The following is a 26,612-nucleotide window of genomic DNA, read 5'->3' on the forward strand; positions in this document are numbered from 1 at the left end:
TTAGCGTCACTTTTAGCCAAATATCGGCCAAAACGTCCAGCTGATATTCGAATTAAGTGCCTATTTCTAAAGATTTTTAGCTGGCGATGACGGTTTCGAAAAAAACGCTTGCGAACCCGCTAACTTAAGCGCATCGTAATCAGGCAAGTCCACGGTAGTTGCAATTCTAGGCTGCCGCAGTTTGTAACCACCTACCAGCGAAATCATTATTCCCAAGGGGATACATTATGAAATCCATGCAAAAAGGCTTCACCTTAATTGAACTGATGATCGTCATCGCGATCCTCGGCATCCTGATGGCCATCGCTATTCCGGCTTATCAGGACTACACCATCCGCGCCCGCGTTTCTGAAGGCATCGCTGCTCTGGCAGCTGCCAAGTTAGCAGTGGCTGAAACCTCAGCTTCAAGGGGCGTACTAGCGACGGCAATTACCAATAATGCTGCAGCTGGCTATACCAGCCAAGTTACTACATATGTTGCTAGCGTTACTGTCGTGAATGGTGTAATTACAGCTGTAACAAGGAATACTGGCGCAACAACTCAGCCGCAAATCATAATGACACCTTCCCAAGCTACGGCACAAGATCCGATTACTTGGGTTTGCTCGATTGGTGCCGGCGAAGCTAAGTATTTCCCAGCCAACTGCCGTCCATAAATAAACTGAGTTTTAACTTATAAGACCCCGGAAACGGGGTCTTATTGCTTGAATTTGATTGTCATAAGTTCTATACATGACACACACACCCATAAACATTTAACTCTAATATTCATTCGGCATAAAAGAAGCTCGATGAATATGCTTCGATTTTTAAAGGTCTGTATTGCTCTCTTTAAGCGACCCCAAGCCCTGATCTGTGATCAGGCCTGCCTTTAATTTTCCCTTAAGATATGAGCTAAATACCTTTTGTCAAAGGGTTTTTTGCGGTAAGCTTCAGATGGGTAATCATAAAGCCAGATATCAAATATGAATGCATCTGCAGCGAATTTGGTGGGAATTATCGGAATCACCCGGCGCTTGGTGCAGGACGGCGTCCTGAGCGAGGCCGATGCCCGCGCGGCACAGGCCGAAGCCGCCAAGGACAAACGTCCGATCCAGAAATATCTGGCCGAAAAAAAGCTGGTCAACAGCATCCAACTGGCCGCGGCATTTTCACTCGAGTTCGACCTGCCCCTGTTCGACCTGTCGGCCATGGATTTAAGCCAATCCTTGGCATCCCTGATTCCGGAAGAGCTGGCCAATAAACAACAAGTCCTGCCCCTTCAGCGGCATGGTGGCAAGCTGTTCGTGGCCATTGCCGATCCGACCAACAGCGATGCCTTGGATGCGGTGAAGTTCGCCAGCAACTCCATCGTCGAGCCGGTGGTGGTGGCGGAAGACGCCCTGCGCAAGGCGCTCGAACTGGCGTACAACAACCCGGCCGATACCTTGGATGACAGCGGCGATGACGAGCTGGTCAACCTCGAGGCCATCGGCGGCGATGACGATCTCGGCGACGACAAAGCCGAAAACCGGGCCGACGATACCCCGGTGGTCAAATTCATCAACAAGCAGCTGACTGATGCCATCCGCCGTGGCGCGTCCGACATCCACTTCGAGCCCTACGAAACCGAGTCCCGCGTCCGTTTCCGGACCGACGGTATCCTGCGTGTGGTCGCCAAAGCTCCGATTGGCCTGCATCCACGCATTGCCGCACGCCTGAAAGTGATGGCGGCTTTGGACATCGCCGAGCGGCGGGTGCCGCAGGATGGCCGGATCAAGCTCAATCTGTCCAAAACCAAGCAGATGGACTTCCGGGTCAGCACCCTGCCAACCCTGTTCGGCGAGAAGATCGTGCTGCGTCTGCTCGACAACTCCGCCGCCAAGCTGGGTATCGAAAAACTCGGCTATGAGCCCGACCAGATGCAGACCTATCTGGAAGCACTGGCCAAACCCTACGGCATGATTCTGGTCACCGGCCCGACCGGATCCGGTAAAACGGTGTCGCTATATACCGGCCTGAACATTCTGAACAGGCCCGAAGTCAACATCTCGACCGCCGAAGACCCGGTCGAAATCCGCGTTCCAGGCATCAATCAGGTGCAGGTCAGCAATAAAAAGGGCATGACCTTCGCCGCTGCCCTGCGCTCGTTCCTGCGTCAGGATCCGAACATCATCATGGTCGGCGAAATCCGCGATCTGGAAACCGCGGAAATCGCCATCAAAGCCGCGCAGACCGGTCACTTGGTATTGTCGACCCTGCACACCAACGATGCACCACAAACCATCTCGCGCCTGATGAACATGGGCATCGCGCCCTATAACATCATCTCCTCGGTGACCCTGGTCATCGCCCAGCGCTTGGCACGGCGTCTTCACAACTGCAAGCGCCCGATGAAAACCCCGCTGCCACCCTCGGCCTTGCTGAAGGAAGGCTTCACCCAGGCCGAAATCGACGAAGGCATCACCCTGTTCGAACCGGTCGGCTGCGATGAGTGTACCGAGGGCTACAAAGGCCGTACCGGTATTTACCAAGTCATGCCGATGACCGAACAAATTCAGGAAATCATCCTGGCCGGCGGCAACGCGCTGGATATCGGCCGTGCCGCGCAGGAATCCGGCGTGCGTGATTTGCGCCGCTCCGCCCTAATGAAAGCCAAGGCCGGACTCACCAGCCTGGCCGAAATCAACCGAGTGAGCAAGGACTAAGCCATGGCCGCTTCCCGTTCCGCAGCCCGAAAAAGCGCGAAAACCCCCGCCCGTACCGATGACATCCTGAAGCAGTTCACCTGGTCCGGCGTCGACAAACGCGGCATCAAGATGAAAGGCGAGGAATCGGCGAAATCCGAAACCGCTTTGAAACTCGATCTGCGCAAGCGTGGCATCGCCAATCCGGAAGTCAAAGCCAAGGCCAAACCGCTGTTCGGTGCCGCCGGCAAGACCATCAGTCCGCAGGATATTGCTATATTTTCGCGCCAACTCGCTACCATGATGCAATCCGGCATTCCCATGGTGCAGGCTTTCGGCATCGTGTCCGGTGGCCAGAAGAATATCCGCATGCAGAACCTTTTGGAAAATATCGGCTCGGATATCGCCAGCGGTACCGCCCTTTCCGAGGCACTGTCCAAGCATCCGCTGTATTTCGACAAGCTATATCAGAATCTTGTTTATGCCGGTGAGAATGCCGGTGTGCTCGATACCGTACTGGACACAATCGCCAACTACAAAGAAAACATCGAGACCCTGAAGGGCAAGATCAAGAAAGCCCTGTTCTACCCGGCCGTGGTGATTGCGGTTGCTATTCTGGTGTCGGCCATCCTCTTGATCTTCGTGGTGCCGACTTTCCAGAATCTGTTCAAGAGTTTTGGCGCCGATCTGCCGGCATTCACCCAGCTAATCATCAAGGCCTCCGACTTCCTGATTGCTTACTGGTGGCTCATTTTGGGCGTCATCATCGGCGGCGTGTTCCTCACCATCAGCAGCCTGAAACGCTCGCGCGCCTTCGCCGAGTTCGTTGACCGCCTGCTGCTCAAGATTCCGGTCATCGGCCAGATCATGCACAACTCGGCCATTGCCCGCTTCTCGCGCACACTGGCAGTGACCTTCAAGGCCGGTGTACCCCTGGTCGATGCGCTGGCCACCGTCGCTGGCGCCACCGGCAACATCGTGTATGAAAACGCGGTCCTGCGCATCAAGGACGACGTTGCTACCGGCTATCCGCTGAACGTGGCGATGAAACAGGTTGGTGTATTCCCGCACATGGTCATGCAGATGACCGCCATCGGTGAAGAGGCGGGTGCGCTTGATACCATGCTGTATAAAGTCGCTGAATTCTATGAACAGGAAGTCAATAATGCCGTAGACGCCCTGTCCAGCCTGATCGAGCCGATGGTGATGATCGTCATCGGCGGTGTGGTCGGCTCCATGGTGATCGGCATGTACCTGCCGGTGTTCAAACTGGCGGCAGCCATTTAATGCTGGCGATGCTGCAGGCCAATCCGGCCTTACTGATCGCCTTGACCTTCGGATTGGGCCTGCTGGTCGGCAGCTTCCTCAATGTGGTCATTCTGCGCTTTCCGGCCCGTCTGGAATGGGCCTGGCGCCAGGAGGCCCGTGAGATTCTGGCACTGCCGGAAGTTTACGAACCCAAGCCGTCCGGTCTGGTGTTCAGCCGTTCGGCCTGCCCGCACTGCGCGCATTCGCTCTCTGCCTGGGAAAACATTCCCGTGCTCAGCTTTCTGTTGCTGCGCGGCAAGTGCAGTGCCTGCAAAGCGCCGATTTCCTGGCAATATCCGGCCGTCGAACTGATCACCGGTATTCTGTTCGTCGTGTGTGTGTGGCGCTTCGGCATTTCCCTGCCCTTGCTGTTCGCGTTGCCCTTCACCGCCGCACTGGTGGTGTTGTCCGGCATCGATCTACGCACCACGCTACTGCCCGACCAGATCACCCTGCCCTTGCTGTGGCTCGGCCTGATTGCCAGCCTGATCACGGTATTCGTCGATCCGGTTTCGGCCATTCTCGGCGCCGTCGCCGGCTACCTGAGCCTGTGGTCGGTAACCCGTTTGTTCAAACTGCTGACCGGCAAGGACGGCATGGGTGAAGGCGATTTCAAACTGCTGGCGGTCATCGGCGCCTGGTGCGGCATCAAGGCGGTCTTGCCGGTGTTGCTGCTGTCGTCCGTGGTCGGTGCGATCATCGGCGGCATCTGGCTGGCTACCGCCGGCAAGCACCGCGACACCCAAATCCCCTTCGGCCAATACCTGGCCATCGCGGGCTGGATCCAATTCATTTCCGGCGCCGACTTGCTCGGCCTCTATCTGAACTGGGCCACGGGAAGCTAATGCCCCTGCGGATTGCGGTCAGTGGCGGCATCGCCGCCGGAAAATCCGCGGTATGCCGGATACTGCAGCAGGGCGGTGCCGATATCATTGATGCCGACGACATCGCCCGTGAACTGGTCGCCCCAGGCATGCCGGCCTTGGCGGAAATCGCGGCGCAGCTCGGCCCGCAATTCATTCAAGCCGATGGCACGCTCGATCGCGTCGCGCTTCGGGCTCACGTTTTCGCTGATGCCTCTGCGAAAACCCGTTTGGAAGCGATTCTGCATCCACGGATTCAACAATCGCTTCAGCAGCGAAGCGAAGCTTCGAAGAGCGCGGTTGTTGCTGTTGCGATTCCCCTGCTCAGCCCGCAAAGCCGGGCACGTGCCTATGGCTGGCTGGACAGAGTGCTGATCGTGGAAGCGCCGCAGGAAATGCAGATCGCCCGTATCCGCGCCCGTGACGGATCTTCCGAACAGCTGGCGGCAGCCATGGTGGCCGCGCAACTCGACAGCGCCGGTCGTCTGCCCATGGCCGATGATGTGCTGATCAATGACGGGGATCTGTCCAGCCTGGAACACTGGACGCGGAGCCTGTTGCAGCGCTACCAAACGCTGGCAACTGGATAGGGATGTAAAAAGGCGACCCGAAGGTCGCCTTTCTCATGCCGGAGTAGCTCCCGGGGCAATCAGGCCAGACTCGGCCAGAATGCGCGGATACCGGCCACGCCCTGAGCGCCATGCTGACGGGCCGTAGCCACGTCCTGCGGACCCAGACCACCGATCGCGAAAATCGGCAAGGACACTTCCGCGCGCATTTCCTGCCAGGTTTTCCAACCCATCGGTGCCACATCCGGATGACTGGCGGTTTTGTTGACTGATCCAAGCACCACGAAATCCAAACCGAGTGCCTGCGCGTGCTTGAGCTGCTCCAGATTGTGGCAGGAGGCCGCTACCGGCAGGCGCGCGGCCAAAGGACGCGATTGCAAGGCCATCAACTGCTCGCTGGTCAGGTGCAGACCGACATCGAAATCGTGCGCCAGACCAAGCTGGCCGTTGATCAGCAATTGGGCTTTGTGCTTCTTGCAGAGCGCTACGGTCAGCGTCAGTAGTGCCTTCAAGGGTTTTTCCTGCCAGGTCTTGGCGCGCAGTTGCACCAGACGCTGCCCGGATGCCAAGGCCACATCCAGTTCGCGCAAAAAGCGCGTGGTGTCGGTGGTCGGCTCGGGGGTAATCAGGTAATGCGGCGGCTTCTGCAGCACGGCCACCACCGGCAGATCGGCCGGCGGCATCGGATAGGAACGCAATTTGCTGTTCGGCACCCAAGCCAAGGCCTGGTTTTCCAGACCGCGCGGCTGGCCGCTGTACTTGGTGACTTTGAACACATCCAACATGATGCTCTTGCTGCCGGTGTGCTGGGGTACCGACATCAGCGGTTCGGTGGCCAACACATCGATGCCGAGCTCTTCCTTGAGTTCACGCTTGAGCGCTTCTTCCGGGGTTTCATTGCGTTCGATTTTTCCGCCGGGAAATTCCCAGGCGCCCGCCAGATCACGGCCGCTGATGCGGCGCGCCAGCAGCACGCGGCCACTGGCATCGGTCAACACGCCGGCGGCAACCGGCACCATGCGGGGGGTTACGGCTCTTCGTATCATCCGATCTGCCCATGACATTGTTTGAATTTCTTGCCGCTGCCGCACGGACAAGGATCGTTGCGGCCGACTTTCGGACCAGCGGCCTTGATTACACCCATATCGGCGAGTTCTTCATCGGCGCTGGCCGAACCGGCCGACGGATGCTGGAAGTTCATCTGACTGGCCTGCTGTTCGTGGCGGCGACGATCGGCTTCTTCCATCGCGGTCACTTCGTTCTCATCGCGGACACGTACGCGTGCAAGCATCGAAGTCACGTCGAGTTTGACTTTGTCGAGCATTTCCGAGAACAGCTCGAAACTCTCGCGCTTGTATTCCTGCTTCGGCTGCTTCTGGGCATAGCTGCGCAGATGGATGCCCTGACGCAGATAGTCCATGCGCGCCAGATGCTCTTTCCAGGTCTGGTCGAGCACATTCAGCATCAGCAGTTTTTCGATCTGACGCGCCATTTCCGGCCCGACATTGGCTTCCTTATCGGCGAAATGGCCGGCAACCGCATTTTGCACGGCTTCGGCAATCGCGAAATCGTCGATTTCATCTGAAGCGGCCAACATGGCCTGCAGATCGACATTCACCGAGAAGTTCTCGAGCACGAACTGCTCAAGACCCGGCAGATTCCATTGTTCGTGGATGGAGTCGCGCGGCACGAATTTACGGACCTGCTCCTCGACCACGTCTTCGCGGATGGCCAAGATGGTTTCAGACACGTCGTCGGCTTCCAGTAGTTCATTGCGCTGCTGGTAGATGACCTTGCGCTGGTCGTTGGCGACATCGTCGTATTCGAGCAGGTTCTTGCGCATATCGAAGTTGTGCGCCTCGACCTTGCGCTGGGCGTTCTGGATCTGGCGCGAGACCAAGCCGGACTCGATGACTTCGTCTTCCTTCATGCCCATCCGGCGCATGGCGGTCTGCACCCAATCGGCGGCGAAGATGCGCATCAGGTTGTCTTCCAGCGACAGGTAGAAACGGGACGAACCCGGATCGCCCTGACGGCCGGATCGGCCGCGCAGCTGATTGTCGATGCGGCGTGACTCATGGCGTTCGGTGCCGATGATGTGCAGGCCGCCGGAAGCGACCACCTGCTCGTGACGGACCATCCAGGCGGCTTTCACCGCTTCGCGTTCGGCCTCACCCACTTCGGCGCCGAGCGCGTTCAGCTCAGCCTCGAGACTGCCGCCGAGCACGATGTCGGTACCGCGGCCGGCCATATTGGTGGCGATGGTGACCGCATTGGCGGCGCCGGCATTGGCCACGATCTGTGCTTCGCGTTCATGCTGCTTGGCGTTCAGCACTTCATGTGGCACGCCGGCTTTCTTCAGCTCGCCGGACAGCAGTTCGGAGGTTTCAATCGAGGTGGTACCGACCAGCACCGGCTGACCGGCGCCATAACAGCGGTGGATGTCCTCGACCACGGCTTTGAACTTGGCGTCGCGGGTCAGATAGACCAGATCCGGGTCGTCTTTGCGGATCATCGGACGGTGGGTCGGAATGACCACCACTTCCAGGCCGTAGATGTTCTGGAATTCGTAAGCTTCGGTATCGGCGGTGCCGGTCATGCCGGCGAGCTTGCCGTACATGCGGAAATAATTCTGGAACGTGATCGAAGCTAGGGTCTGGTTTTCGCGCTGGATCGGCACGCCTTCCTTGGCCTCGACGGCCTGATGCAGACCATCGGACCAGCGGCGGCCCTGCAGGGTGCGGCCGGTGAATTCGTCAACGATGATGACTTCACCGTCGCGCACGATGTAATCGACGTCGCGCTGATACAGGGCGTGCGCACGCAGGGCGGCATTCAGATGGTGGACCACCGCCAGGTTATTGCCCGAGTAAAGGCCGTCGTCTTCGGCGATGATGCCCGCTTCGCGCAGCAGTTCTTCGGCGCGTTCCATGCCGGTTTCCGACAAATGGGTCTGCTTGGCTTTCTCGTCGACCCAGAAATCGCCTTCGCCGTCTTCTTTTTCCTGCTTGACGAATTTCGGCACGATTCGGTTGATTTTGACGTACAGCTCAGGCGATTCGTCGGCCGGACCGGAAATGATCAACGGGGTACGCGCTTCGTCGATGAGGATGGAGTCGACTTCATCGACGATGGCGAAATTCAGGCCGCGCTGGAAGCGTTCTTCCTTGCTGCTGGCCATGTTGTCGCGCAGGTAGTCGAAGCCGTATTCGTTGTTGGTGCCATAGGTGATGTCGGCCGCGTAGGCGTCTTTCTTTTCAAAATGCGGCATGCCCGGAACCACCACGCCAACGCTCAGGCCGAGGAAGTTATAGAGCTTGCCCATGGTCGCGGCGTCGCGGCGGGCCAGATAATCGTTGACCGTCACCACATGCACGCCCTTGCCGGACAATGCATTCAAATAGACCGGAAGGGTCGCGACCAGGGTTTTACCCTCACCGGTGCGCATTTCGGCGATACGGCCGGAGTGCAGCACCATGCCGCCGATCAGCTGGACGTCATAGTGGCGCAGACCGAGGGTACGGATGGAGGCCTCGCGGCAGACCGCGAAGGCCTCGGGCAAGAGCTTGTCGAGGGTTTCACCCTTTTCGAATCGCTGCTTGAATTCGTCGGTTTTCGCCTTCAGCGCCGCATCATCGAGCGCTTTCAAACCCTCTTCCAGCTGATTAATGCGGGCGATGTGCTTCTGGTATTGGCGCAGGACCCGCTCATTGCGGCTGCCGAAAAGTTTGGTAAGCAATTGATTGAACATGGTTAAGCCGGTGATGGTGGTTCCTGCTTACGCAGGATTCGAGCCCTGGAGGCGCCAAAAAAAGCGGCCACCCGGGGATAGCCGCATATTTTAACCTGTGGGCGGAATTTGGTATATCAAGTCTTAACCGCGGGATTTATCCAGGAAGGCGCGCGGATTGATCGGGCGGCCGTCTTTGTGCACTTCGAAATGCACGTGCGGTCCGGTCGAACGGCCGGTTGAACCGGCTTTGGCCACCACCTGGCCGGCGCGGACGACATCGCCTTCCTTGACGGTAAAGGCGGAGTTATGGGCATAAACCGTGACATAACCGTTCTGGTGATCGATTTCGACGACATTGCCGAAACCGGTCTTCCAACCGGCGAATTTGACCAAGCCGTTGCCGGCCGAGCGCACCGGGTCACCGACATTGGCTTCGAAATCGATGCCATTGTGGTGGGCACGGCCGCCAAGCACCGGATGCATGCGGTAGCCGAAATCGGAGGTCACATAGCTGTCGGTCGGACGGGTGGTCGGCTGCGATTTCAGCTCCAACTCCTGTTCAAACAGCATGGATTCGAGCACCGAGAGCTGCTGGGATGAGCTTTCGAATTCAGCCTGGACCTGCTTGAGATTGCTTTTCAAATCGGCCGCGGAAACATCCTCGGCGTCTTCGGCGCCACCGGCGCCCGGGGTTTTCTCGAAATCGAATTCGCCACCCGCCAGTTTGCTGTCGCGGGTCAGACGGATGCCGAGGGCATTCAAGCGGTTGGCCTGGGCCTGCAGCTCAGCCAGACGCAAGGCCATGGCGTTCATATCACGCTGGTTTTCGGCTTTGATTTCGGCGAGCTGACGATCCTGTTCGGCCACGCGCTGCTGCAAGTGACTGAGCTGCAAACCGCCGACGGCGCGGCTGGCCGCCATGCCCATCGTGAACACCATGGCCAGCAAAGCCACGACCACGCCACCAAAAACAAGGACGGTACGACGGTCATGCAGATTGAATTTTTTCGGGGCTCGCAGGTGTTTTGAAACGAGTATGATGTTCAGCATTGCAGGACAATCTCTGGAATTCTTCATGGGCGCGGACAAACCCGCAAAACCCGAGCAATCCGCGCTGTCAGCGCTCAAAAGCTCCGGCCTCGGGGCTCTGATTACGCACGCCGGTGAATTGGCGGACGTGGATCAGACGCTGCGTCGGAGTCTACCGCCGGCCCTGGCCCGGCAATGCCGGTTGGTGTCCTGGGATGACAGTAGACTGGTTTTTCATGCCGCCAGTCCGGTTTGGAAAAACAAACTCCGCTTACACAGCCAAGAGGTCTTGGCGGCGGCGCAGTCGCTTGGGCTTCATGCCCGGGAAATCCGGATCAAGGTCGATGTCGGTTTCACACCGAACCCCGACCTGATGGCATAGGCCATTGTCGGGGAAAAGCGGCAACAAAGGGTTAACAGTCGGTTAAAATCAGGTTAAACGATTGAATTATTTCAGATTCAGTTCAGTTAACCAAAACCGGATTGGCGTACGAAATGGGGGAAGCCTCTTCCTCGAACACCACTTCTTCCCAGGCGCTCGGATCGGCAATAAGCGCCCTAAGCAGTTGATTGTTAAGACCATGCCCTGATTTATAGGCATAATAAGCGCCAATCAGGCTGTGACCCATCAGGTAAAGATCGCCGATGGCATCCAGAATCTTGTGTTTAACGAATTCGTCGTCAAAGCGCAGGCCGTCCTCGTTCACCACCCGGTAATCATCAAGCACGATGGCGTTGTCCAGACTGCCACCCAGGGCCAGATTGCGATCACGCATGTACTCGATGTCCTTCATGAACCCGAAGGTACGGGCACGGCTGACCTCTTTGACGAACGAGGTGGTCGAGAAGTCGATTTCGGCATTGGCGGCCGACTTCTTGAACGCCGGGTGCTTGAAGTCAATGGTGAAGCCGACTTTGAAGCCTTCATAGGGTTCGAATCGGGCCCATTTATCACCGTCGGTGACCTGCAGGGTCTTGGTGATGCGGATGAAGCGCTTGTGCGCGTTCTGCTCCTCGATGCCGGCGGATTGAATGAGGAATACGAACGGACCGGCCGAGCCGTCCATGATCGGTACTTCCTCGGAAGACAGGTCGATATAGGCGTTGTCGATGCCCAGACCGGCCAGCGCCGCCAGCAGGTGTTCGGTGGTTTTGATCTTGATGTTGTTTTCATCCACCAGCACGGTGCACAGCTGGGTCTGACCGACCAGATGCGCCTGGGCTTTGACCTCGACCGGAACCGGGAGATCGATGCGGCGGAACACAATGCCGGTATTGACCGCAGCAGGACGCAGGGTCATGAACACTTTTTCGCCACTGTGCAGGCCCACGCCGGTGGCGCGGATGACATTCTTCAATGTGCGTTGCTTAATCATGCGGTGATTTTAACGGCCCATCGGTGTATGAAAGATAAATTTCGGCCGGAAAATGACATCGGCCTGTTGAATTATCAGGAGTTTACGGATTTATTGTAAATCAAAAGCCGGCTTTTGGCCAAAGAAAGGGCCCGACGGATGCCCGCCGGGCCAAAACAGCCTGGGACCGCAAGGACAACGGCCCAGGGGAATTGCCTTGGATGGCTTCAGTCTGCCTGGCGGCGCAGGAATGAAGGGATATCCAAATAGCTTTGACCACTGCTGTTGGCAAGATCGCTCAGGGCCGTGGCCGGGGCGCTGGCTGCAGCGGTCGGCTCGGTTCTGCCCGAACGGCGCAGGGTGCTGGAAATACCGGGCGGATCGACTGGATCAAACGACGCCGGACCATGGGTGCCGGTGCTCGCCTGACGCCAATCCTGAACCGGCTCGACCAATTGCGGCCGGGCGGCTTTGGCGCGGGCCTGGTTGAGGCCGGTCGCCACCACGGTCACCCGCACTTCGTCGCCCATATTCGGATCGAGCACGGTACCGACGATGACGGTGGCGTCCTCGGAGGCGAAGCTTTCGATGGTGGTGCCGACTTCGTCGAATTCACGCATGGTGAAGTTCGGACCGGCGGTGATGTTGACCAGCACGCCGTTGGCGCCATGCAGATTGACTTCATCCAGCAGCGGGTTGTTGACGGCGGCCTGGGCCGCGGCCTGGGCGCGGTCATCGCCGCGGGCGGTGCCGGAACCCATCATGGCCAGACCCATTTCGCTCATCACGGTACGTACGTCGGCGAAGTCGACGTTGATGATGCCCGGACGGGTAATCAGTTCCGAAATACCCTGGACCGCACCCATCAACACTTCGTTGGCGGCCTTGAACGCGCTGATCATGGTGGCATCACGGCCGAGCACGGTAATCAGTTTTTCGTTGGGTACGGTAATCAGCGAGTCGCAGTGCTTGGCCAGCTCTTCAATGCCCTGCAATGCGGTTTGCATACGACGACGACCTTCGAACGGGAACGGCTTGGTAATGACCGCAACGGTCAGGATGCCGAGTTCCTTGGCGATCTGTGCGACCACCGGTGCTGCGCCGGTACCGGTGCCGCCACCCATGCCGGCGGTGATGAACACCATGTCCGCACCTTCCAGTGCTCGCACGATGGCATCACGGTCTTCCAGCGCGGCCTGACGGCCGACTTCCGGATTGGCGCCAGCGCCGAGACCCTTGGTGACGTTGGTGCCGAGCTGCAGATGGGTCTTGGCACCGCATTGTTTGATGGCCTGGGAGTCGGTGTTGGCCATGATGAACTCGACGCCTTCCACGCCCGAATTGACCATGTGCGCCACGGCATTGCCGCCGCCGCCGCCGACCCCGACCACTTTGATGACTGCATTGGGAGCAGCCTGTTCCACTAATTCGAAATACGCCATGATGATGTCCTCTTTGGTTTTATGTGTGTTTTACAACTCGCCTTTCACGAACTTGCTGATCTTTCCGAACCAACCGCCAACTGCATTTGGACTGCGGTAACCCGGGCGGCGCGGGTTGTCGCTCATACGTCCCCACTGCATCAAACCGACTGCCGTGGCAAAAGTGGGATTGCCGACCACTTCACCCAATCCCTGGATGTTCTGCGGAATGCCTTCACGCACGGGCATATGCAGCATTTCCTCGGCCAGCTCGACCACGCCTTCCATGCGTGCGGCACCGCCGGTCAGTACCATGCCGGCACGCACGAATTCCTCGAAACCGGAGCGCCGCAACTCGGCGTGCACCAGTTCGAAGATCTCTTCGTAACGGCTCTGCACCGCTTCGGCCAGCGACTGGCGGGCCAGACGGCGCGGCGCGCGGCCGCCGACGCCCGGCACCTGGATCGACTCATCGGCGCGGGTCAGCTGCGCCAATGCGCAGGCGTAACGGATCTTCAACTGCTCCGCATCCGGTGTGGAGGTGCGCAGGATATGGGCGATGTCATTGGTGACCTGGTCGCCGCCGATCGGCAGCGAGGCGGCATGCCGGATGTAACCGCCGGCATAGACCGCGATGTCGGTGGTGCCTGCACCCATGTCGACCAGCACCACGCCGGATTCCTTTTCATCCATGCTCAGCACGGCATGCGAGGACGCCAGTGATGACAGCACCAGACCGTCGACCTGAAGACCGCAGCGGCTGATGCATTTTTCGATGTTGGAGGCGGCCGAGGTCGCTGCTGTAATCAGCAAGGCATGCAGCTCCAGGCGCACTGCCGACATGCCGACCGGATTGCGCACGCCTTCCTGGAAGTTATCGAGGATGTATTCCTGAGGAATGGCGTGGATGATGCGTTGATCGGAGGAGATGGCCACCACTTTCGCAGCCTGCAAGGCCTGTTCGAGATCGTGGTACTGCACTTCGCCGCCAACCACCGGCGAGATGCCGGACGAACGGCGGCATTCGGTATGCGAGCCCGAAATCGCGGCATATACCGAGCGGATTTCGCAACCGGCCATCACTTCGGCCTCTTCGATGGCGCCCCGGATCGATTCCACGGTCGACTCGATGTCGACCACGACGCCGCGGCGCATGCCGCGCGAATCGTGGGTACCCAATCCGATGACTTCGATCTCATCGCTATCGAGGGAATACTCGCCGACCAGGGCGGTCACTTTGGAGGTGCCGATATCCAGTCCGACGATCAGGGATTTATCGCTTTTGCGGCTCATGTCAGGCGGGTTCCTCTAGGTTCGTTGTCGGTTCGGCCGGCACCGGCGCGGCAGGCGCGCGCCAGGTCAAGGCGAATCCATTGGTGTAACGCAGATCGGCATGCACCAGTCGGCGCGGCTCTTCCCGTTTGATTTTCGGCAACAGCACCACGAAGCGCGCCAAGCGGGCGTCGGCATCGTTGCGGCCGAGATCCAGTACCAGACCATCGGATAGCACGATGCGCCAGGCATTGCGTTCGCTGATGCTGAGTTCGGTAATGGCCAGACCGACCGATTGGAACAGGGGTTGTGCCTTGCCGTAAAACGCCACCATGTCGGTCGCCTGTAAAGGATGGCCGTTGAAGGAGGGCAATGCCGGCAGACGGGTCTTCGGTATCGCGAACACCGAACCCTGCTCGGCCAGCATCTGCTTGCCGTTCCAGACCGCCAACGGCCGGTATTCATGGATCTGAACAATCAGGGTGTCCGGCCACTGCTTACGGACCTCGACCCGCTCGACCCAGTGCAATGCCCGCAGCTTGGCATTGATGGCCTTGAGATCTACCGCGAAAAAGCCGTCTTTGAGATAGGGCAAGGCCGCAGCGCGGACCTTGTCCTGCTCGACGAAAGCAAACGGCGCGGTCACCTGCAGGCGTTTCATCGGCCAATGCCCTCCGCCGACCCAGCCATTGAGCACGGCCACCACCGGCGTGGCCAGAATGGCCAGCACCAGCAGTCCGAGCAACAGGCGGCGGAAGGCAGGCATCAGCGCGGGTCTCCCAGACTGGATTCGAGAACGAGCCAGCACAGGGTTTCGAAATCGATACCGATCTGTTTCGCTGCCTTCGGCACCAAGGAATGCGAGGTCATGCCGGGCGCGGTATTCACTTCCAATAAATAAAAGCGGTCGTCGGCATCGCGCATGACGTCAACCCGGCCCCAGCCGAGGCATCCGGCGGCATGAAATGCGGCCAACGCCAGCGCGCCGATGGCCTGTTCATCCGCACCCTCAAGTCCGGGGCAGAGATACTGGGTATCGTCGGCCACGTACTTCGCGTGGTAATCGTAATATTCGCCGGCCGGCACGATGCGGATCGAGGGCAGCACGCGCTCGCCGAGAATGGCGACCGTGTATTCCTGGCCAACGATCATCTGTTCCATCAATAGCTCGCCGGGGTAGCGCTTGGCCAGATCAACCGCAGCAGCCAGATCGCTTTCGGCAAACACCCGGCTGACACCGACGCTGGAGCCTTCGCAGGAGGGCTTGACGATGACCGGCAACCCGAGATCGCGAGCGGCGGCGGCAACATCGGCACCCGGTGCCAGACGCGTGTAGCGCGGTGTCGACAAGCCCATCGACAGCCAGATCTGTTTGGTCCGGATTTTATCCATGCTCAGCGAAGAGCCAAGCACATCGGATCCGGTATACGGCACGCCGAAGGCCTCAAGCAAACCTTGCAGCACACCGTCTTCACCGCCGCCCTTATTGCCATGCAGGATGTTGAACACGCGATCGACTTTCTTGTCGACCAACAGGCTGACCAGTGCCGGAATGCCGTCGACCGCGAAGGCATCAACGCCCTGTGCCTGCAGTGCGGCCAGCACATTGCTGCCGGAATCCAGCGAAACCTCGCGCTCGGAACTGCTGCCGCCCATCAGCACGGCCACCCGGCCGAAACGTTTGGGGTCGTGTACGGTCTTCATGCTTTGTGCTCCAACTGCAGGCCGCTGACGGCCAATTCATTTGCCACCGCGCCGATATCGCCGGCGCCCATCACCAACAGCAGATCGCCGTCCTGCAACACGTCGCCCAGAATCTGCGGCAGTGCTTTGGCCGGACCGGCCACCACCGGATCAAGACGGCCGCGTGCGCGGATGGCGCGCGCCAGCGATTTGGCATCGGCACCGAGAATCGGTGTCTCGCCGGCGGCATAGACATCGGTCAACACCACCGCGTCGGCTTCGGAAAGCACGGCGGTGAATTCATCGAACAGATCGCGTGTGCGCGAATAACGGTGCGGCTGGAAAGCCACCACCAGACGTTTCTCCGGCCAGCCGCCGCGGGCAGCGGCGAACACCGCCGCCAACTCACTCGGATGGTGGCCGTAATCGTCGACCAGCAAGGCGGTGCCCTGCTTCAGCGCCAGTTCGCCCTTGATATTGAAACGGCGGCCAACGCCCTGGAACTCGCTCAGGGCCTTGGCAATGGCTTCCGGCGCGACGCCAAGCTGCCAGGCAATCGCTGCTGCGGCGAGTGCATTCAGGACATTGTGCTTGCCGGGCATGTTCAAGGCCACGGCTTGATTCACGCCATCCGGAAGATGCAGATTGAAGTGCATCTGACCGCCAATCTGGCGGACCTCGGTGGCGCGCACTTCGGCGGCTTCGCGGAAACCGTAAGTCAGGCAGTGGCGCGGCATTTCATCAGCCAAGGCGCGCACTTCATCATCTTCAATGCACAGTACGGCCAGACCATAGAAAGGCAACCGATGCAGGAATTCCGAAAATGCCTGCTTCACGCGATTGAAATCACCGCCGTAATTTTCCAGGTGATCGGCTTCGATGTTGGTGACCACGGCCACCAGCGGGTTGAGCCGCAGGAAGCTGCCATCGCTTTCATCGGCTTCGGCCACCAACCATTGGCCCGAACCAAGCTGGGCATTGGCGCCGGCCGAGAGCAGCTGGCCGCCGATGACGAAGGTCGGATCCATGCCGCCTTCGCGCAACACGCTGGCGGTCAAAGATGTGGTGGTGGTCTTGCCGTGCGTGCCGGCGATGGCGATGCCGCGCTTGAAGCGCATCAGTTCGGCCAGCATTTCGGCGCGCGGAACAATGGGAATCCGCTTTTCGCGCGCGGCGCGGTGCTCCGGGTTGTCGGACTTGATGGCGCTGGACACGACGACCACGTCGGCACCCTCGATCTGTTCGGCGGCATGGCCTTGAAACACGGTGGCGCCCATGTCCTGCAGGCGACGGGTGGCGCGGCTCTCGCTTTGATCGGAGCCGCTGACCTGATAGCCGAGCGTGACCATCACCTCGGCGATACCGCTCATGCCCGAGCCGCCGATGCCGATGAAATGCACACGCGGGAAGGCGCGGGCCAGATCACCGTCTTTCAATAAACGCCGCTTCATGCCGCCATCTCCTGAACAATCAAATCCGCAACATCGTTGGCCGCCTGCGGATACGCCGCAGCGCGCGCGGCATCGGCCATGACCAAACGACGTTGTGGATCGGCCGCCAGCATGCTCAGCGCATGCGCAACATTCTTCGCCAGCGTTTCATCCTGGCGGAACCACTGACCGCCACCGCGCTGCTGGAGGTATTCCGCATTCTGGGCCTGATGGTCATCCACTGCCGTCGGCAGGGGGATCAGAATGCCGGCAACACCGGCAGCGCAGATTTCGGCCACAGTCAACGCGCCTGCACGTCCGATTACCACGTCGGCCCAGCCATAGGCTTCCGCCATATCGGTGATAAACGGTTCGATGACCGCATCGACACCGGCCGTCGTGTAGGCGGCCCGTGCCTGCTCAAGCATTTTTTCACCGCACTGATGGCGGATGGCAAAGCGGTGGGTCGCCTGCAATCCGGCAAAAACGCCCGGCAAGGTTTCATTGATGGCGCGCGCACCTTGGCTGCCACCGAGTATCAACACGCGCAGCGCGCCATCGCGACCGGCAAAACGGACGGACGGAGCCGGCAGCGCACTGATCTCCGGACGCACCGGATTGCCGACCACGCGGTTTTCGATGCCGGGAAAACTGTCGGGAAAGCCGGTCATGACCTGGTCAGCAATCCGCGCCAACAGACGGTTGGTCATCCCCGGCGCACGATTCTGTTCATGCACCAGCACGGGCCGGCCCTGTAGCCATGCGGCCAGACCGCCGGGACCTGCGGTATAACCGCCAAAACTGACCACGGCCGCTGGTTTGTGCCGGCGGATCAATGCCGCAGCTTTGCGCACGGCGGTAAAAATTCGCCAGGGTGCGAGCAGCAGACTGCGCAGATCTTTGCCGCGCAGTCCTTTGATTGCGAGCGTTTCGATGGCAATGCCACGCGCAGGAACCAAGCGGGTTTCCATGCCACCCTCGGATCCGAGCCAGAGCACCGGCACACCGCGTGCACGCAGCGCTTCGGCCACAGCCAAACCCGGGAAGATGTGGCCACCGGTTCCTCCGGCCATGATCATCACGGGCGACGGCGCGGTCATACCGAAGCTCCTGCTGTCGGTTCGATACGGGGGCGGCCGCCGAGTCGCGCGGCTTGCTGGGCTGCGGTCATCCGGGCGGGTGCGACATGGGTGAAACCGGAAGCATCCACACGCGTCGGTTCGCTACGCTCACCGCGTTGGCGGCGGGCACGGTCAAGTTCATAACTGATGCGCAGCAGCAGGCCCATGGCGGCACAGGTCATCATTAAACTGGAACCGCCCGAGGAAATCAGGGGCAAGGTCAGGCCTTTGGTCGGCAACACACCGAGATTCACCCCGACCGATACCGTGGCCTGGATGCTGATCCAAAGCCCCAGTCCGAACGCGCAATACGCGGCGAAGGGACGGTTCAATTCCAGACAACCGAGTCCGGTCCGGAACGCCCGCCAAGTCAGGATGCCGAACAAGCCCACCAGCACGCAGATGCCGATGAAACCGAACTCCTCGGCGAATACCGAGAAGATGAAGTCGGTATGCGCTTCCGGCAGATAATCAAGCTTCAGCACGCTGCCACCGAGGCCGACACCGGTCAGTCCGCCACGGCCGATGGCGATGAAGGCCTGCACCAGCTGGAAACCGGAATCGAATTGATCGGCCCAGGGATCCAGGAAGGTGGTCAGGCGCTTGACCCGGTAAGGTTCCATCCAGGCAATGAAGCCCATGGCGATACCGATCAGAATCGCCGGTCCGATGATGTGCTTTTGATTGGCGCCGCCCAGCCAGACCATGCACAGGGTAATGGCCAGCAACAACGCCGAGGAGCCGAAGTCCGGCTGGATCAGCAACAGTGCCACCAGAATGCAGGCCAGTCCAATCGGCTTGAGCAGGGCTTTCAGACTGACCGGAATCTGGTCACGATAGCGCACCAGATAACTCGACAGCCAGACGATGAACATCAACTTGACCGCTTCCACGGCCTGGAAGCCGAGCGGGCCAAGATGTACCCAGCGCCGCGCGCCGTTGACCGATTTGCCAAGACCGGGAATCCACACGCTGAGCAGTGCCAGGAAGCACAACAACAGAAAAATGTAGCCGTATTTTTCGATCTGCTTGATTTCAGTGCGCAGCGCCACCGCCGCCATCGCCAAACCGATGGCCAGGAACATCAGATGGCGATTGAAGTAATAGAACGCGCCCTGCCCGGTCATCACCGCATACGACATCGAACTCGAAGCGACCATGACGATGCCAAGACCGATGAGTGCAGCGATTGCGCACAGCATCCAGACATCGACGCGGCCGCCGAGTTCGTTGTATTTGGTGGCCTGGGCAGGTGTCGCCATCAGCGCACCTTCAGGGTCGCCAATGCGACCAGGACGAGAATGACTGAAATGATCCAGAAGCGCACGATCACGCGCGGCTCCGGCCAACCCTTGAGTTCGAAATGATGATGGATCGGCGCCATGCGGAACACGCGCTTGCCGGTCAACTTGAAGGAAGCGACCTGAATCATCACCGACAAGGTTTCGATCACGAAGATACCGCCCATGATCACCAGAATCAGTTCCTGGCGCACGATCACCGCAATCGCACCCAGCGCGGCGCCGAGCGCCAAGGCACCGATGTCGCCCATGAACACCATGGCCGGAAAGGTGTTGAACCAGAGAAAGCCCAGACCCGCGCCGGCAATGGCCGCGCACACGATGGCGAGCTCACCGGCACCGGGAACGGCGGGGATCTGCAGATAATCCGAGAACACGGCATTGCCGGACGCATAGGCGAAGATGCCGAGACCGCCGGCGACCAACACTGTCGGCATGATGGCCAGACCGTCGAGACCATCGGTCAGGTTGACGGCATTGGAGAAGCCGACGATCCAGAAATAGGCCACAACCATGAACAGGCCGCCGAGCGGAATCGCCACGTCTTTCAACAGCGGCAGATACAGCGTGGTATTCGAGGGCGCATCGGCGGTGTAGAAAAGAACCACTGCAGCAATCGCACCGAACACTGACTGCAATGCGTATTTATACCGCGACTTCAGCCCATTCGGATCGCGCCGGACAATCTTGATCCAGTCATCCAGCCAGCCGATCAGGCCAAAACACACCAGCACGGCCAGCACGATCCAGACATATCGGTTACGCAGATCCGCCCAAAGCAGGGTCGACAGGCTGATGGTCATCAGAATCAGCGCGCCGCCCATGGTCGGCGTACCGGCTTTGGAAAAGTGCGATTGCGGTCCATCGGTGCGGATCGGTTGACCGCCCTTGAGGCGCGAAAGCCGTTCAATGACCGCCGGGCCGAGCCAGAGCGACAAGGCAAGCGCGGTCAGCGCGCCGAGAATGGCGCGCATGGTGATGTAATCGAACAGGGCGAATAGCCGGGCGAATTCCTGCAGCCAACGTGCCAATTCAAGCAGCATCCGGTTTCTCCTGGGTTCCGTAGGTTTGTAACAGGGCACTCACGATCTCATCCATTCGGCTCGAGCGTGAGCCCTTGATCAGCACGCGCTGCGAACCAGCGACACTGCCGGTCAAGGCTTGGATCAAGCCTGCACGATCGGGGAAATGACGTGCGCCGTCGCCGAAAGCGTCACAGGCTGCACGACTCAAAACGCCGCAGGTCATCATGGCGGCAATGCCTTGGCTTTTCGCCGCAGCACCGATCTGGGCATGCAGATCCAAGGCTGTGTCACCCAGCTCTGCCATATCGCCGAGCACCAACAAGGACTGACGTCCGTCCAAGGCACAGGCCGCAGCCAGTGATGCGATGCCGGCCAATACCGAGCCGGGGTTTGCGTTGTAACTGTCATCGATGAGCACGGCGCCGTTGGCAAGCAGCTTGCCCTCCTGGCGTCCAGCCACCGGCTTGGCCGATTGCAGACCGGCAATGATGGCTTCGAACGGTGCGCCGGCGGCCAAGGCCATGGCACTGGCGGCAAGGGCATTGAGCACATTGTGACGGCCGGGCATCTGCAGTTCGACTTCGGCCCTTCCGGCCGGCGTGATCAATTCGAAACGCGTGCCATCGGCACCGGGAAGAATTTTTCCGGCGGTGACGTCGGCATTGTTTTCCAGCCCGAAGCGCAGGATGCCGCGCCCGGCAATGCGCTCGAGAAAATAGGGACAGAAGGCATCGTCGACATTGACCACGGCCAGGCCGTCATCGGGCAGGGCTTCGTAAATCGCGCCTTTGGTTTCGGCGATGCCCAGTAACGAACCCATGCGCTCGATATGTGCCGGCGCGATGTTGTTGACCAATGCGATGTTGGGCGTGACGATGCTGGTCAGATAGGCGATGTCGCCCGGCTTGCCGGCACCCATTTCGTAAATGGCGAACTGCGCATCTTCCGGTGCTTCGATCACGGCCAAGGGTAGACCGATTTCATTATTACGGTTGCCCGGGTTGACAAAGGCCTTGCCCGCACGCGAGAGAATGGCATGCAGCAGGGTCTTGACCGAGGTCTTTCCATTGCTGCCGGTCAAGGCCAGCACCACGGCCGAGCGGGTGCGTGCAAAGCCGGCGGCGATTTCACCGAGTGCTTCTTCGGTGTCGGCGCACAGAATGGTCGGCAGATCCGAATCCACCGGACGATGCGTCAGCAAAGCCGCGGCACCGTTGGCTTTGGCCTGGGCGACGAATTCATGCGCATCGAAGCGCTCACCCCTCAAAGCGACGAACAGTGCGCCGTGCAGATTGTCACGGCTGTCGGTGCTGATTCCTGAAATCGTCAGGTCATCGCCGAGCAGACGGCCTTCACACCATTGCGCCAACTGCGAGAGTTCGACCGTTCTCATGCCGCCTCCTGCAAGAAGTTAGCGGCGATGGCGCGGTCATCGAACGGCGCTTTGATGCCATCGACTTCCTGGTAGGTTTCATGGCCCTTGCCTGCAATCAGCACGATATCGTGCGGACCGGCGGCGGCGATGGCCTCGGCAATGGCGGCGCGGCGGTCGCGCTGGATGTGAACGACTTCAGCATGGCGGAATCCGGCACGGATTTCAGCGACGATGGCGTCGCCGGATTCGCTACGCGGATTGTCATCGGTGACCCAGACCGCATCGGCCCATTGTTCGGCACTGGCGGCCATCAACGGGCGCTTGCTGCGATCGCGGTCGCCGCCGCAACCGAACACGCAGATCAATCGGGCCTGACTGTGTGCACGCAGGGTTTTCAGCGCCTGTTCCAGGGCATCGGGCGTGTGCGCGTAATCGACCACCACCAGCGGTTTTCCGTGCGCGCCGCCCAGCCGGCTCATGCGGCCATCGACCGGGCTCAGGCGCCCGAGCAGCGCGGCGACTTCGGCAAGACCCATGCCGTCGGCGAGCAGCACACCGGCGACCGCCAACAGATTATCGGCATTGAAGCGGCCCAGCAGCGGTGATGCCACGGCAGCGCGTTCGGCGCCGTATGCCAAGGTAAAACTCATGCCCTCAAGACCGAGTGCCAGTGCTTCGGCGCGCAGATCGGCCCGGCCATCCTGCGAAGAGGTCCGAATGCAATGCAATCCTGCCGGCAATGCGTCCGAAAGCTTACGGCCGTAGGCATCATCGACATTGATCACTGCGTGACACAGGCCGGGCCAGGCGAATAGCTTTGCCTTGGCCTCGAAATAGGCCTGCATGCTGCCGTGGTAGTCCAGATGATCCAAGGTCAGGTTGCTGAATACGGCAATATCGAAGGCGACCGCTTCCACGCGCCCCTGATCCAAGGCATGCGAAGACACTTCCATCGCCACCGCTTCCGCGCCGGCGTCATGCATGTCGGCCAGCGCCCGGTGCACGGCGATAACGTCGGGCGTGGTACGCTCCCCGGACTGCAATCGGCCGTAAAGCCCGGTGCCGAGCGTGCCGATGGTGCCGGCGGCACGGCCCTGCAAGGTGAACGCCTGCGCAATCAATTGCACGGTCGAGGTCTTGCCGTTGGTACCGGTCACGCCGACCATGGTCATCGCCTGTGCGGGCGCGCCGAAAAACCGGCTGGCAATACTGGCCTGCAGGGATTTCAGTGCCGGTACGGCAATGGCATTTTCAGGAATGAAGGTACTGGCGGGCGCCGGTGCTTCATAAAGCACCACCGAGGCCTTGGCGGCCTGCTCGGCACGCAGATAGGACAGGCCATGTGCCGTCAGGCCCTGCACCGCGATGAAGGCATCGCCCGGCTGCAGGGCGCGCGAGTCGGCGGTCATGCCGGTCACGCTGCAATCGGCATGCCCGGAAACGTCAAAAAGGCCATCGGCCAATTCGATCAATGTCATCTGCCGGCTCATTGAAAGACCTCTGTATCCGGCGGCGGTGACTGTGCGATTGCCGGTGCAGGCAACGACGCTGGAGCTGGCGCACGGGCGGCATACCATTGCTCGATGTTATCGGGCGGCACATCGAGCAGACGCAGCGACCCTTCCATCACATTCTTGAACACCGGCGCCGAAACCACGCCGCCGGTATAGCCCAGACTGGGATCGGGATCCTGCAGGACCACCACCATCGAGAATCGCGGATTATCAACCGGCACCACGCCCGCGAAGAACGCGTTGTAGCGGCGGGAATAACCGCCACCGTCCGCCAGGCGTGCAGTGCCGGTTTTGCCGGCGACATGATAGCCGCGGACCGCGGCCTGCGTCGCGGTACCGCCGGGCTCTGTCACGGTCTGCATCATTTTCACGATTTCGTGCGCGACCTTCGGATCGAGCACCTGCTTGCTTTCGCCTTTGCCACCTTTGACGAAGGTCGGCGTGATGGCACGGCCATCATTGCCGAGCGCCGCATAGGCGTGCGCCAATTGCAAGGGCGTCACGCTCAAGCCGTAACCGTAAGACATGGTCTGCTTGGAGGTGCCGCTCCACAGCGGCGGCGGCGGCAAGAAGCCGGGACTTTCACCGGGAAAGCCGCTGCCGGTGCTTGCGCCATAACCGAATCGGCGCATGAAGTCGTAGAAATCTTGGTTGGTCAAGCGATGCACGATCATCGCCGCACCGACATTGGAACTTTTGCGGATTACGCCGGTGGTATCGAGTACGCCGTAATTATGGGTATCGGTAGTGCGGTATTTACCGTTGGGAATCCAGCCCGGATTGGTGTTGAATATCGTTTCCGGTGTAATCTTGCCAGCCTCCAAGGCCGCCGCGACCGTCAACGGCTTCATGGTCGAGCCCGGCTCCACCACATCGGTCACCGCCTTGTTGCGACGGGTTTCCGGTCGCACGCCGCTGCGCGCATTCGGATTGAATGACGGATAGCTGACCATGGCCAGCACTTCACCGGTGCGCACATCCAGCACCACCGCGGTTCCGGCTTTGGCACGGGTATCGATGACGCCCTGCTTGAGCTCGCTGTACGCCAGATATTGGATGCGGCGGTCAATCGACAACACCAGATCCTTGCCGTTTTCAGCCAGACGGATCAAATCGATGTTCTCAACGATACGACCGCGGCGATCGCGGATGATTTTCTGCTTGCCGGGGGTTCCGGTCAGCCATTCGTCGAACACCTTTTCCAGGCCTTCCACGCCATGCTCATCGAGATTGGTGGTGCCGATCAACTGCGCCATGACTTCGCGGTGCGGATAGAAGCGGCGGAATTCGCGGCTGCTGTAGACGCCATGGATACCGAGATCGACGACCGCTTTGGCATCATCCGGATTCATGTGGCGGCGCAGATACATGAACTGCTTGTCTTTCTTCTGCGCCAGCTTACGGGTCAGCGATTCCAGCGGAATGTCCAGCGCTTTCGCCAGTTCCGGGACGCGCTTGCCGTCCGCCATCACTTCTTTGGGATTGACCCAGACCGATTCGACCGGACTGGAGACCGCCAAGGGTTCGCCGTTACGATCGGTGATCATGCCGCGCGTGGTGGCGATGGTCACTTCGCGCAGGAAGCGTTCATCGCCGGCGGCCTGCAATTTGTCTTCCGCCCACAGTTGCATGTAGGCGGCACGCGCCACCACGACCGTGCCGCACATCAGCAGTACGCCGACAATCCAGACCAGGCGTGCGCGTGGTTGGCTGGCGCGGGATGCCGGCCTCATGGCTGCACTACCGTGGTTTCATTGTCGAGCGGAAAATGCATGCCGATTTTATCGGTAGCGATGCCGACGATGCGATTGGTCTCTGAAACCGTCGCCTGTTCGGTCTGCAAGCGACGGAACTCGACGTTGAATTCATCACGCTGCTTCTGCAGTCGGGTCAGGTCGATGTAGGTCTGCCGGTGCGAATGCCGGGAATACACCACCGACACCGCGCTACACAATACCGCAACGAGCAGAGCCAGCAGTGTCATCAGGCGCGGACTCACGCTGCACCCGCCTTTTCGGCCACGCGCAGCACCGCGCTGCGCGCGCGCGGATTGGCAGCGACTTCGGCGGCATCGGCTTTGGCGGCGCCGCCGACATCCTTCAGGCTGGCGTGAAAGGCCGGCGCTTCCGGCATGCGGCGATTGCCGGCCGGCGCTTTGGCATGGCGGGCGATGAACTGCTTGACGATGCGGTCTTCGAGCGAATGGAAACTGATCACCGCAAGACGGCCACCGTGCTTGAGCAGATCATGCGCGGCCTGCAGGCCGGTCTGCAGATCGTCCAGCTCGCGGTTGATGAAGATGCGGATGGCCTGGAAGCTGCGCGTGGCCGGATGGATTTTGGCATCGAAGCGGCCGACCACGCCGGCGATGCACTCGGCCAGCTGCGCGGTGCGGGTGAACGGGGTTTCGCTGCGCTTGGCGACCAGCACGCGGGCGATTTTACGGCTGGCCTTTTCTTCGCCATACAGCCAAAGCACTTCGGCAATATCCTTCTCGGAAGCCTGTGCCAGCCAGTCGGCAGCACTTTGACCGCGCGTGGTATCCATACGCATATCGAGCGGACCGTCCTGACGGAAACTGAAACCGCGTTCGGCCACATCCAGCTGCGGCGAGGACACGCCCAGATCGAACAGCACGCCATCCAGACCGCGCTGCGCTTCCGGCCAGCCGGCCATCTCGGCGAACGAACCGTGGTACAGGGCGACGCGGGTATCGCCGGCGAAATGTTCGCGGGCATGCGCAATCGCTTCCGGATCCTTGTCCATCAGCAGCAGGTGACCGTCGGGACCGAGCGCTTCAAGCAAGCCGCGGGCATGGCCGCCACGACCGAAGGTGCCGTCAAGGTAGCGTCCATCGGGTTTTACGTGCAGGCCGTCCATAACCTCTTTCCACATCACGGGAAGGTGGCGGGGAGTCTGCATCGGCACAGAGGTCCCGTTCGCCATG

Annotated in this window: 23 protein-coding genes; 6 read left to right on the forward strand and 17 right to left on the reverse strand. The window is 60.1% G+C overall.

Going from position 1 to position 26,612, the window contains the following annotated elements:
- Positions 1-227: 227 nt before the first annotated feature.
- From ACIQ1A_RS04360 to coaE, 5 genes are all read left to right on the forward strand, one after another.
- On the forward strand, positions 228-656 hold the full coding sequence (locus tag ACIQ1A_RS04360) for a pilin (protein ID WP_395769850.1): 429 nt from the start codon (positions 228-230) through the stop codon (positions 654-656).
- 309 nt (positions 657-965) lie between these two features.
- The gene (pilB, locus tag ACIQ1A_RS04365; RefSeq protein ID WP_395769851.1) at positions 966-2,687 is read left to right on the forward strand and encodes a type IV-A pilus assembly ATPase PilB; all 1,722 of its coding nucleotides are present in this window, start codon (positions 966-968) and stop codon (positions 2,685-2,687) included.
- Between the two features lie 3 nt (positions 2,688-2,690).
- Positions 2,691-3,953 (forward strand): type II secretion system F family protein, encoded by a 1,263-nt coding sequence (locus ACIQ1A_RS04370; protein WP_395769852.1) that lies wholly within the window; start codon positions 2,691-2,693, stop codon positions 3,951-3,953.
- Positions 3,954-3,955: 2 nt separating this feature from the next.
- The gene (locus ACIQ1A_RS04375) at positions 3,956-4,819 is read left to right on the forward strand and encodes a prepilin peptidase (protein ID WP_395769979.1); all 864 of its coding nucleotides are present in this window, start codon (positions 3,956-3,958) and stop codon (positions 4,817-4,819) included.
- Positions 4,819-5,427 carry a dephospho-CoA kinase gene (gene coaE / locus ACIQ1A_RS04380; RefSeq protein WP_395769853.1) on the forward strand — a complete coding sequence of 203 codons (609 nt, stop codon included), beginning with the start codon at positions 4,819-4,821 and terminating at the stop codon, positions 5,425-5,427. Before ACIQ1A_RS04375 ends, coaE begins: the two co-directional genes overlap by 1 nt.
- A 59-nt stretch (positions 5,428-5,486) precedes the next feature.
- Here coaE and ACIQ1A_RS04385 read toward each other — a convergent pair whose 3' ends face one another.
- The 3 genes from ACIQ1A_RS04385 to ACIQ1A_RS04395 form a co-directional block, all read right to left on the reverse strand.
- Positions 5,487-6,425, reverse strand: coding sequence for a Nudix family hydrolase (locus ACIQ1A_RS04385; protein WP_395769854.1), 939 nt, complete (start codon positions 6,423-6,425; stop codon positions 5,487-5,489).
- Between the two features lie 23 nt (positions 6,426-6,448).
- Positions 6,449-9,157 (reverse strand): preprotein translocase subunit SecA, encoded by a 2,709-nt coding sequence (secA, locus tag ACIQ1A_RS04390; RefSeq protein ID WP_395769855.1) that lies wholly within the window; start codon positions 9,155-9,157, stop codon positions 6,449-6,451.
- A gap of 123 nt (positions 9,158-9,280) precedes the next feature.
- The gene (locus ACIQ1A_RS04395) at positions 9,281-10,189 is read right to left on the reverse strand and encodes a peptidoglycan DD-metalloendopeptidase family protein (RefSeq protein ID WP_395769856.1); all 909 of its coding nucleotides are present in this window, start codon (positions 10,187-10,189) and stop codon (positions 9,281-9,283) included.
- On the opposite strand from ACIQ1A_RS04395, the gene ACIQ1A_RS04400 reads away from it, so the two are divergent.
- A complete protein-coding gene (locus ACIQ1A_RS04400) occupies positions 10,176-10,550 on the forward strand; it encodes a DciA family protein (RefSeq protein ID WP_395769857.1) in 375 nt (124 codons plus the stop codon). The genes ACIQ1A_RS04395 and ACIQ1A_RS04400 overlap by 14 nt on opposite strands.
- Positions 10,551-10,632: 82 nt before the next feature.
- On the opposite strand, the gene lpxC is transcribed toward ACIQ1A_RS04400, so the two are convergent.
- From lpxC to rsmH, 14 genes are all read right to left on the reverse strand, one after another.
- Positions 10,633-11,544, reverse strand: a complete 912-nt coding sequence (lpxC, locus tag ACIQ1A_RS04405; protein ID WP_395769858.1) for a UDP-3-O-acyl-N-acetylglucosamine deacetylase — start codon at positions 11,542-11,544, stop codon at positions 10,633-10,635.
- A 206-nt stretch (positions 11,545-11,750) separates the two neighbouring features.
- Positions 11,751-12,965: a cell division protein FtsZ gene (ftsZ, locus tag ACIQ1A_RS04410; protein ID WP_395769859.1), complete on the reverse strand. Its 1,215-nt coding sequence runs from the start codon at positions 12,963-12,965 to the stop codon at positions 11,751-11,753.
- A 30-nt stretch (positions 12,966-12,995) separates the two neighbouring features.
- Positions 12,996-14,237, reverse strand: a complete 1,242-nt coding sequence (gene ftsA / locus ACIQ1A_RS04415; protein WP_395769860.1) for a cell division protein FtsA — start codon at positions 14,235-14,237, stop codon at positions 12,996-12,998.
- Position 14,238: 1 nt separating this feature from the next.
- Complete coding sequence (locus ACIQ1A_RS04420; protein ID WP_395769861.1) at positions 14,239-14,982, reverse strand: cell division protein FtsQ/DivIB; 744 nt, start codon at positions 14,980-14,982, stop codon at positions 14,239-14,241.
- Positions 14,982-15,920 (reverse strand): D-alanine--D-alanine ligase, encoded by a 939-nt coding sequence (locus ACIQ1A_RS04425; protein ID WP_395769862.1) that lies wholly within the window; start codon positions 15,918-15,920, stop codon positions 14,982-14,984. The genes ACIQ1A_RS04420 and ACIQ1A_RS04425 overlap by 1 nt, the downstream gene beginning before the upstream one ends.
- Positions 15,917-17,350 carry a UDP-N-acetylmuramate--L-alanine ligase gene (murC, locus tag ACIQ1A_RS04430; protein ID WP_395769863.1) on the reverse strand — a complete coding sequence of 478 codons (1,434 nt, stop codon included), beginning with the start codon at positions 17,348-17,350 and terminating at the stop codon, positions 15,917-15,919. The genes ACIQ1A_RS04425 and murC overlap by 4 nt, the downstream gene beginning before the upstream one ends.
- Positions 17,347-18,429, reverse strand: coding sequence for an undecaprenyldiphospho-muramoylpentapeptide beta-N-acetylglucosaminyltransferase (gene murG, locus ACIQ1A_RS04435; RefSeq protein ID WP_395769864.1), 1,083 nt, complete (start codon positions 18,427-18,429; stop codon positions 17,347-17,349). The genes murC and murG overlap by 4 nt, the downstream gene beginning before the upstream one ends.
- A complete protein-coding gene (gene ftsW, locus ACIQ1A_RS04440) occupies positions 18,426-19,712 on the reverse strand; it encodes a putative lipid II flippase FtsW (protein WP_395769865.1) in 1,287 nt (428 codons plus the stop codon). The genes murG and ftsW overlap by 4 nt, the downstream gene beginning before the upstream one ends.
- Positions 19,712-20,794 (reverse strand): phospho-N-acetylmuramoyl-pentapeptide-transferase, encoded by a 1,083-nt coding sequence (gene mraY, locus ACIQ1A_RS04445; protein WP_395769866.1) that lies wholly within the window; start codon positions 20,792-20,794, stop codon positions 19,712-19,714. Before mraY ends, ftsW begins: the two co-directional genes overlap by 1 nt.
- Positions 20,784-22,169, reverse strand: a complete 1,386-nt coding sequence (murF, locus tag ACIQ1A_RS04450; protein WP_395769867.1) for a UDP-N-acetylmuramoyl-tripeptide--D-alanyl-D-alanine ligase — start codon at positions 22,167-22,169, stop codon at positions 20,784-20,786. Before murF ends, mraY begins: the two co-directional genes overlap by 11 nt.
- On the reverse strand, positions 22,166-23,641 hold the full coding sequence (locus tag ACIQ1A_RS04455) for a UDP-N-acetylmuramoyl-L-alanyl-D-glutamate--2,6-diaminopimelate ligase (RefSeq protein ID WP_395769868.1): 1,476 nt from the start codon (positions 23,639-23,641) through the stop codon (positions 22,166-22,168). The genes murF and ACIQ1A_RS04455 overlap by 4 nt, the downstream gene beginning before the upstream one ends.
- Complete coding sequence (locus ACIQ1A_RS04460; protein ID WP_395769869.1) at positions 23,638-25,398, reverse strand: peptidoglycan D,D-transpeptidase FtsI family protein; 1,761 nt, start codon at positions 25,396-25,398, stop codon at positions 23,638-23,640. Before ACIQ1A_RS04460 ends, ACIQ1A_RS04455 begins: the two co-directional genes overlap by 4 nt.
- Complete coding sequence (gene ftsL / locus ACIQ1A_RS04465; protein ID WP_395769870.1) at positions 25,395-25,664, reverse strand: cell division protein FtsL; 270 nt, start codon at positions 25,662-25,664, stop codon at positions 25,395-25,397. The genes ACIQ1A_RS04460 and ftsL overlap by 4 nt, the downstream gene beginning before the upstream one ends.
- Entirely contained in the window at positions 25,661-26,611 is a 951-nt protein-coding gene (gene rsmH / locus ACIQ1A_RS04470) for a 16S rRNA (cytosine(1402)-N(4))-methyltransferase RsmH (protein ID WP_395769871.1), read from the reverse strand. Before rsmH ends, ftsL begins: the two co-directional genes overlap by 4 nt.
- Position 26,612 lies beyond the last annotated feature (1 nt).

Origin of the sequence: Arenimonas sp. (assembly GCF_044353605.1) — a bacterium.
Lineage (GTDB): Bacteria > Pseudomonadota > Gammaproteobacteria > Xanthomonadales > Xanthomonadaceae > Arenimonas.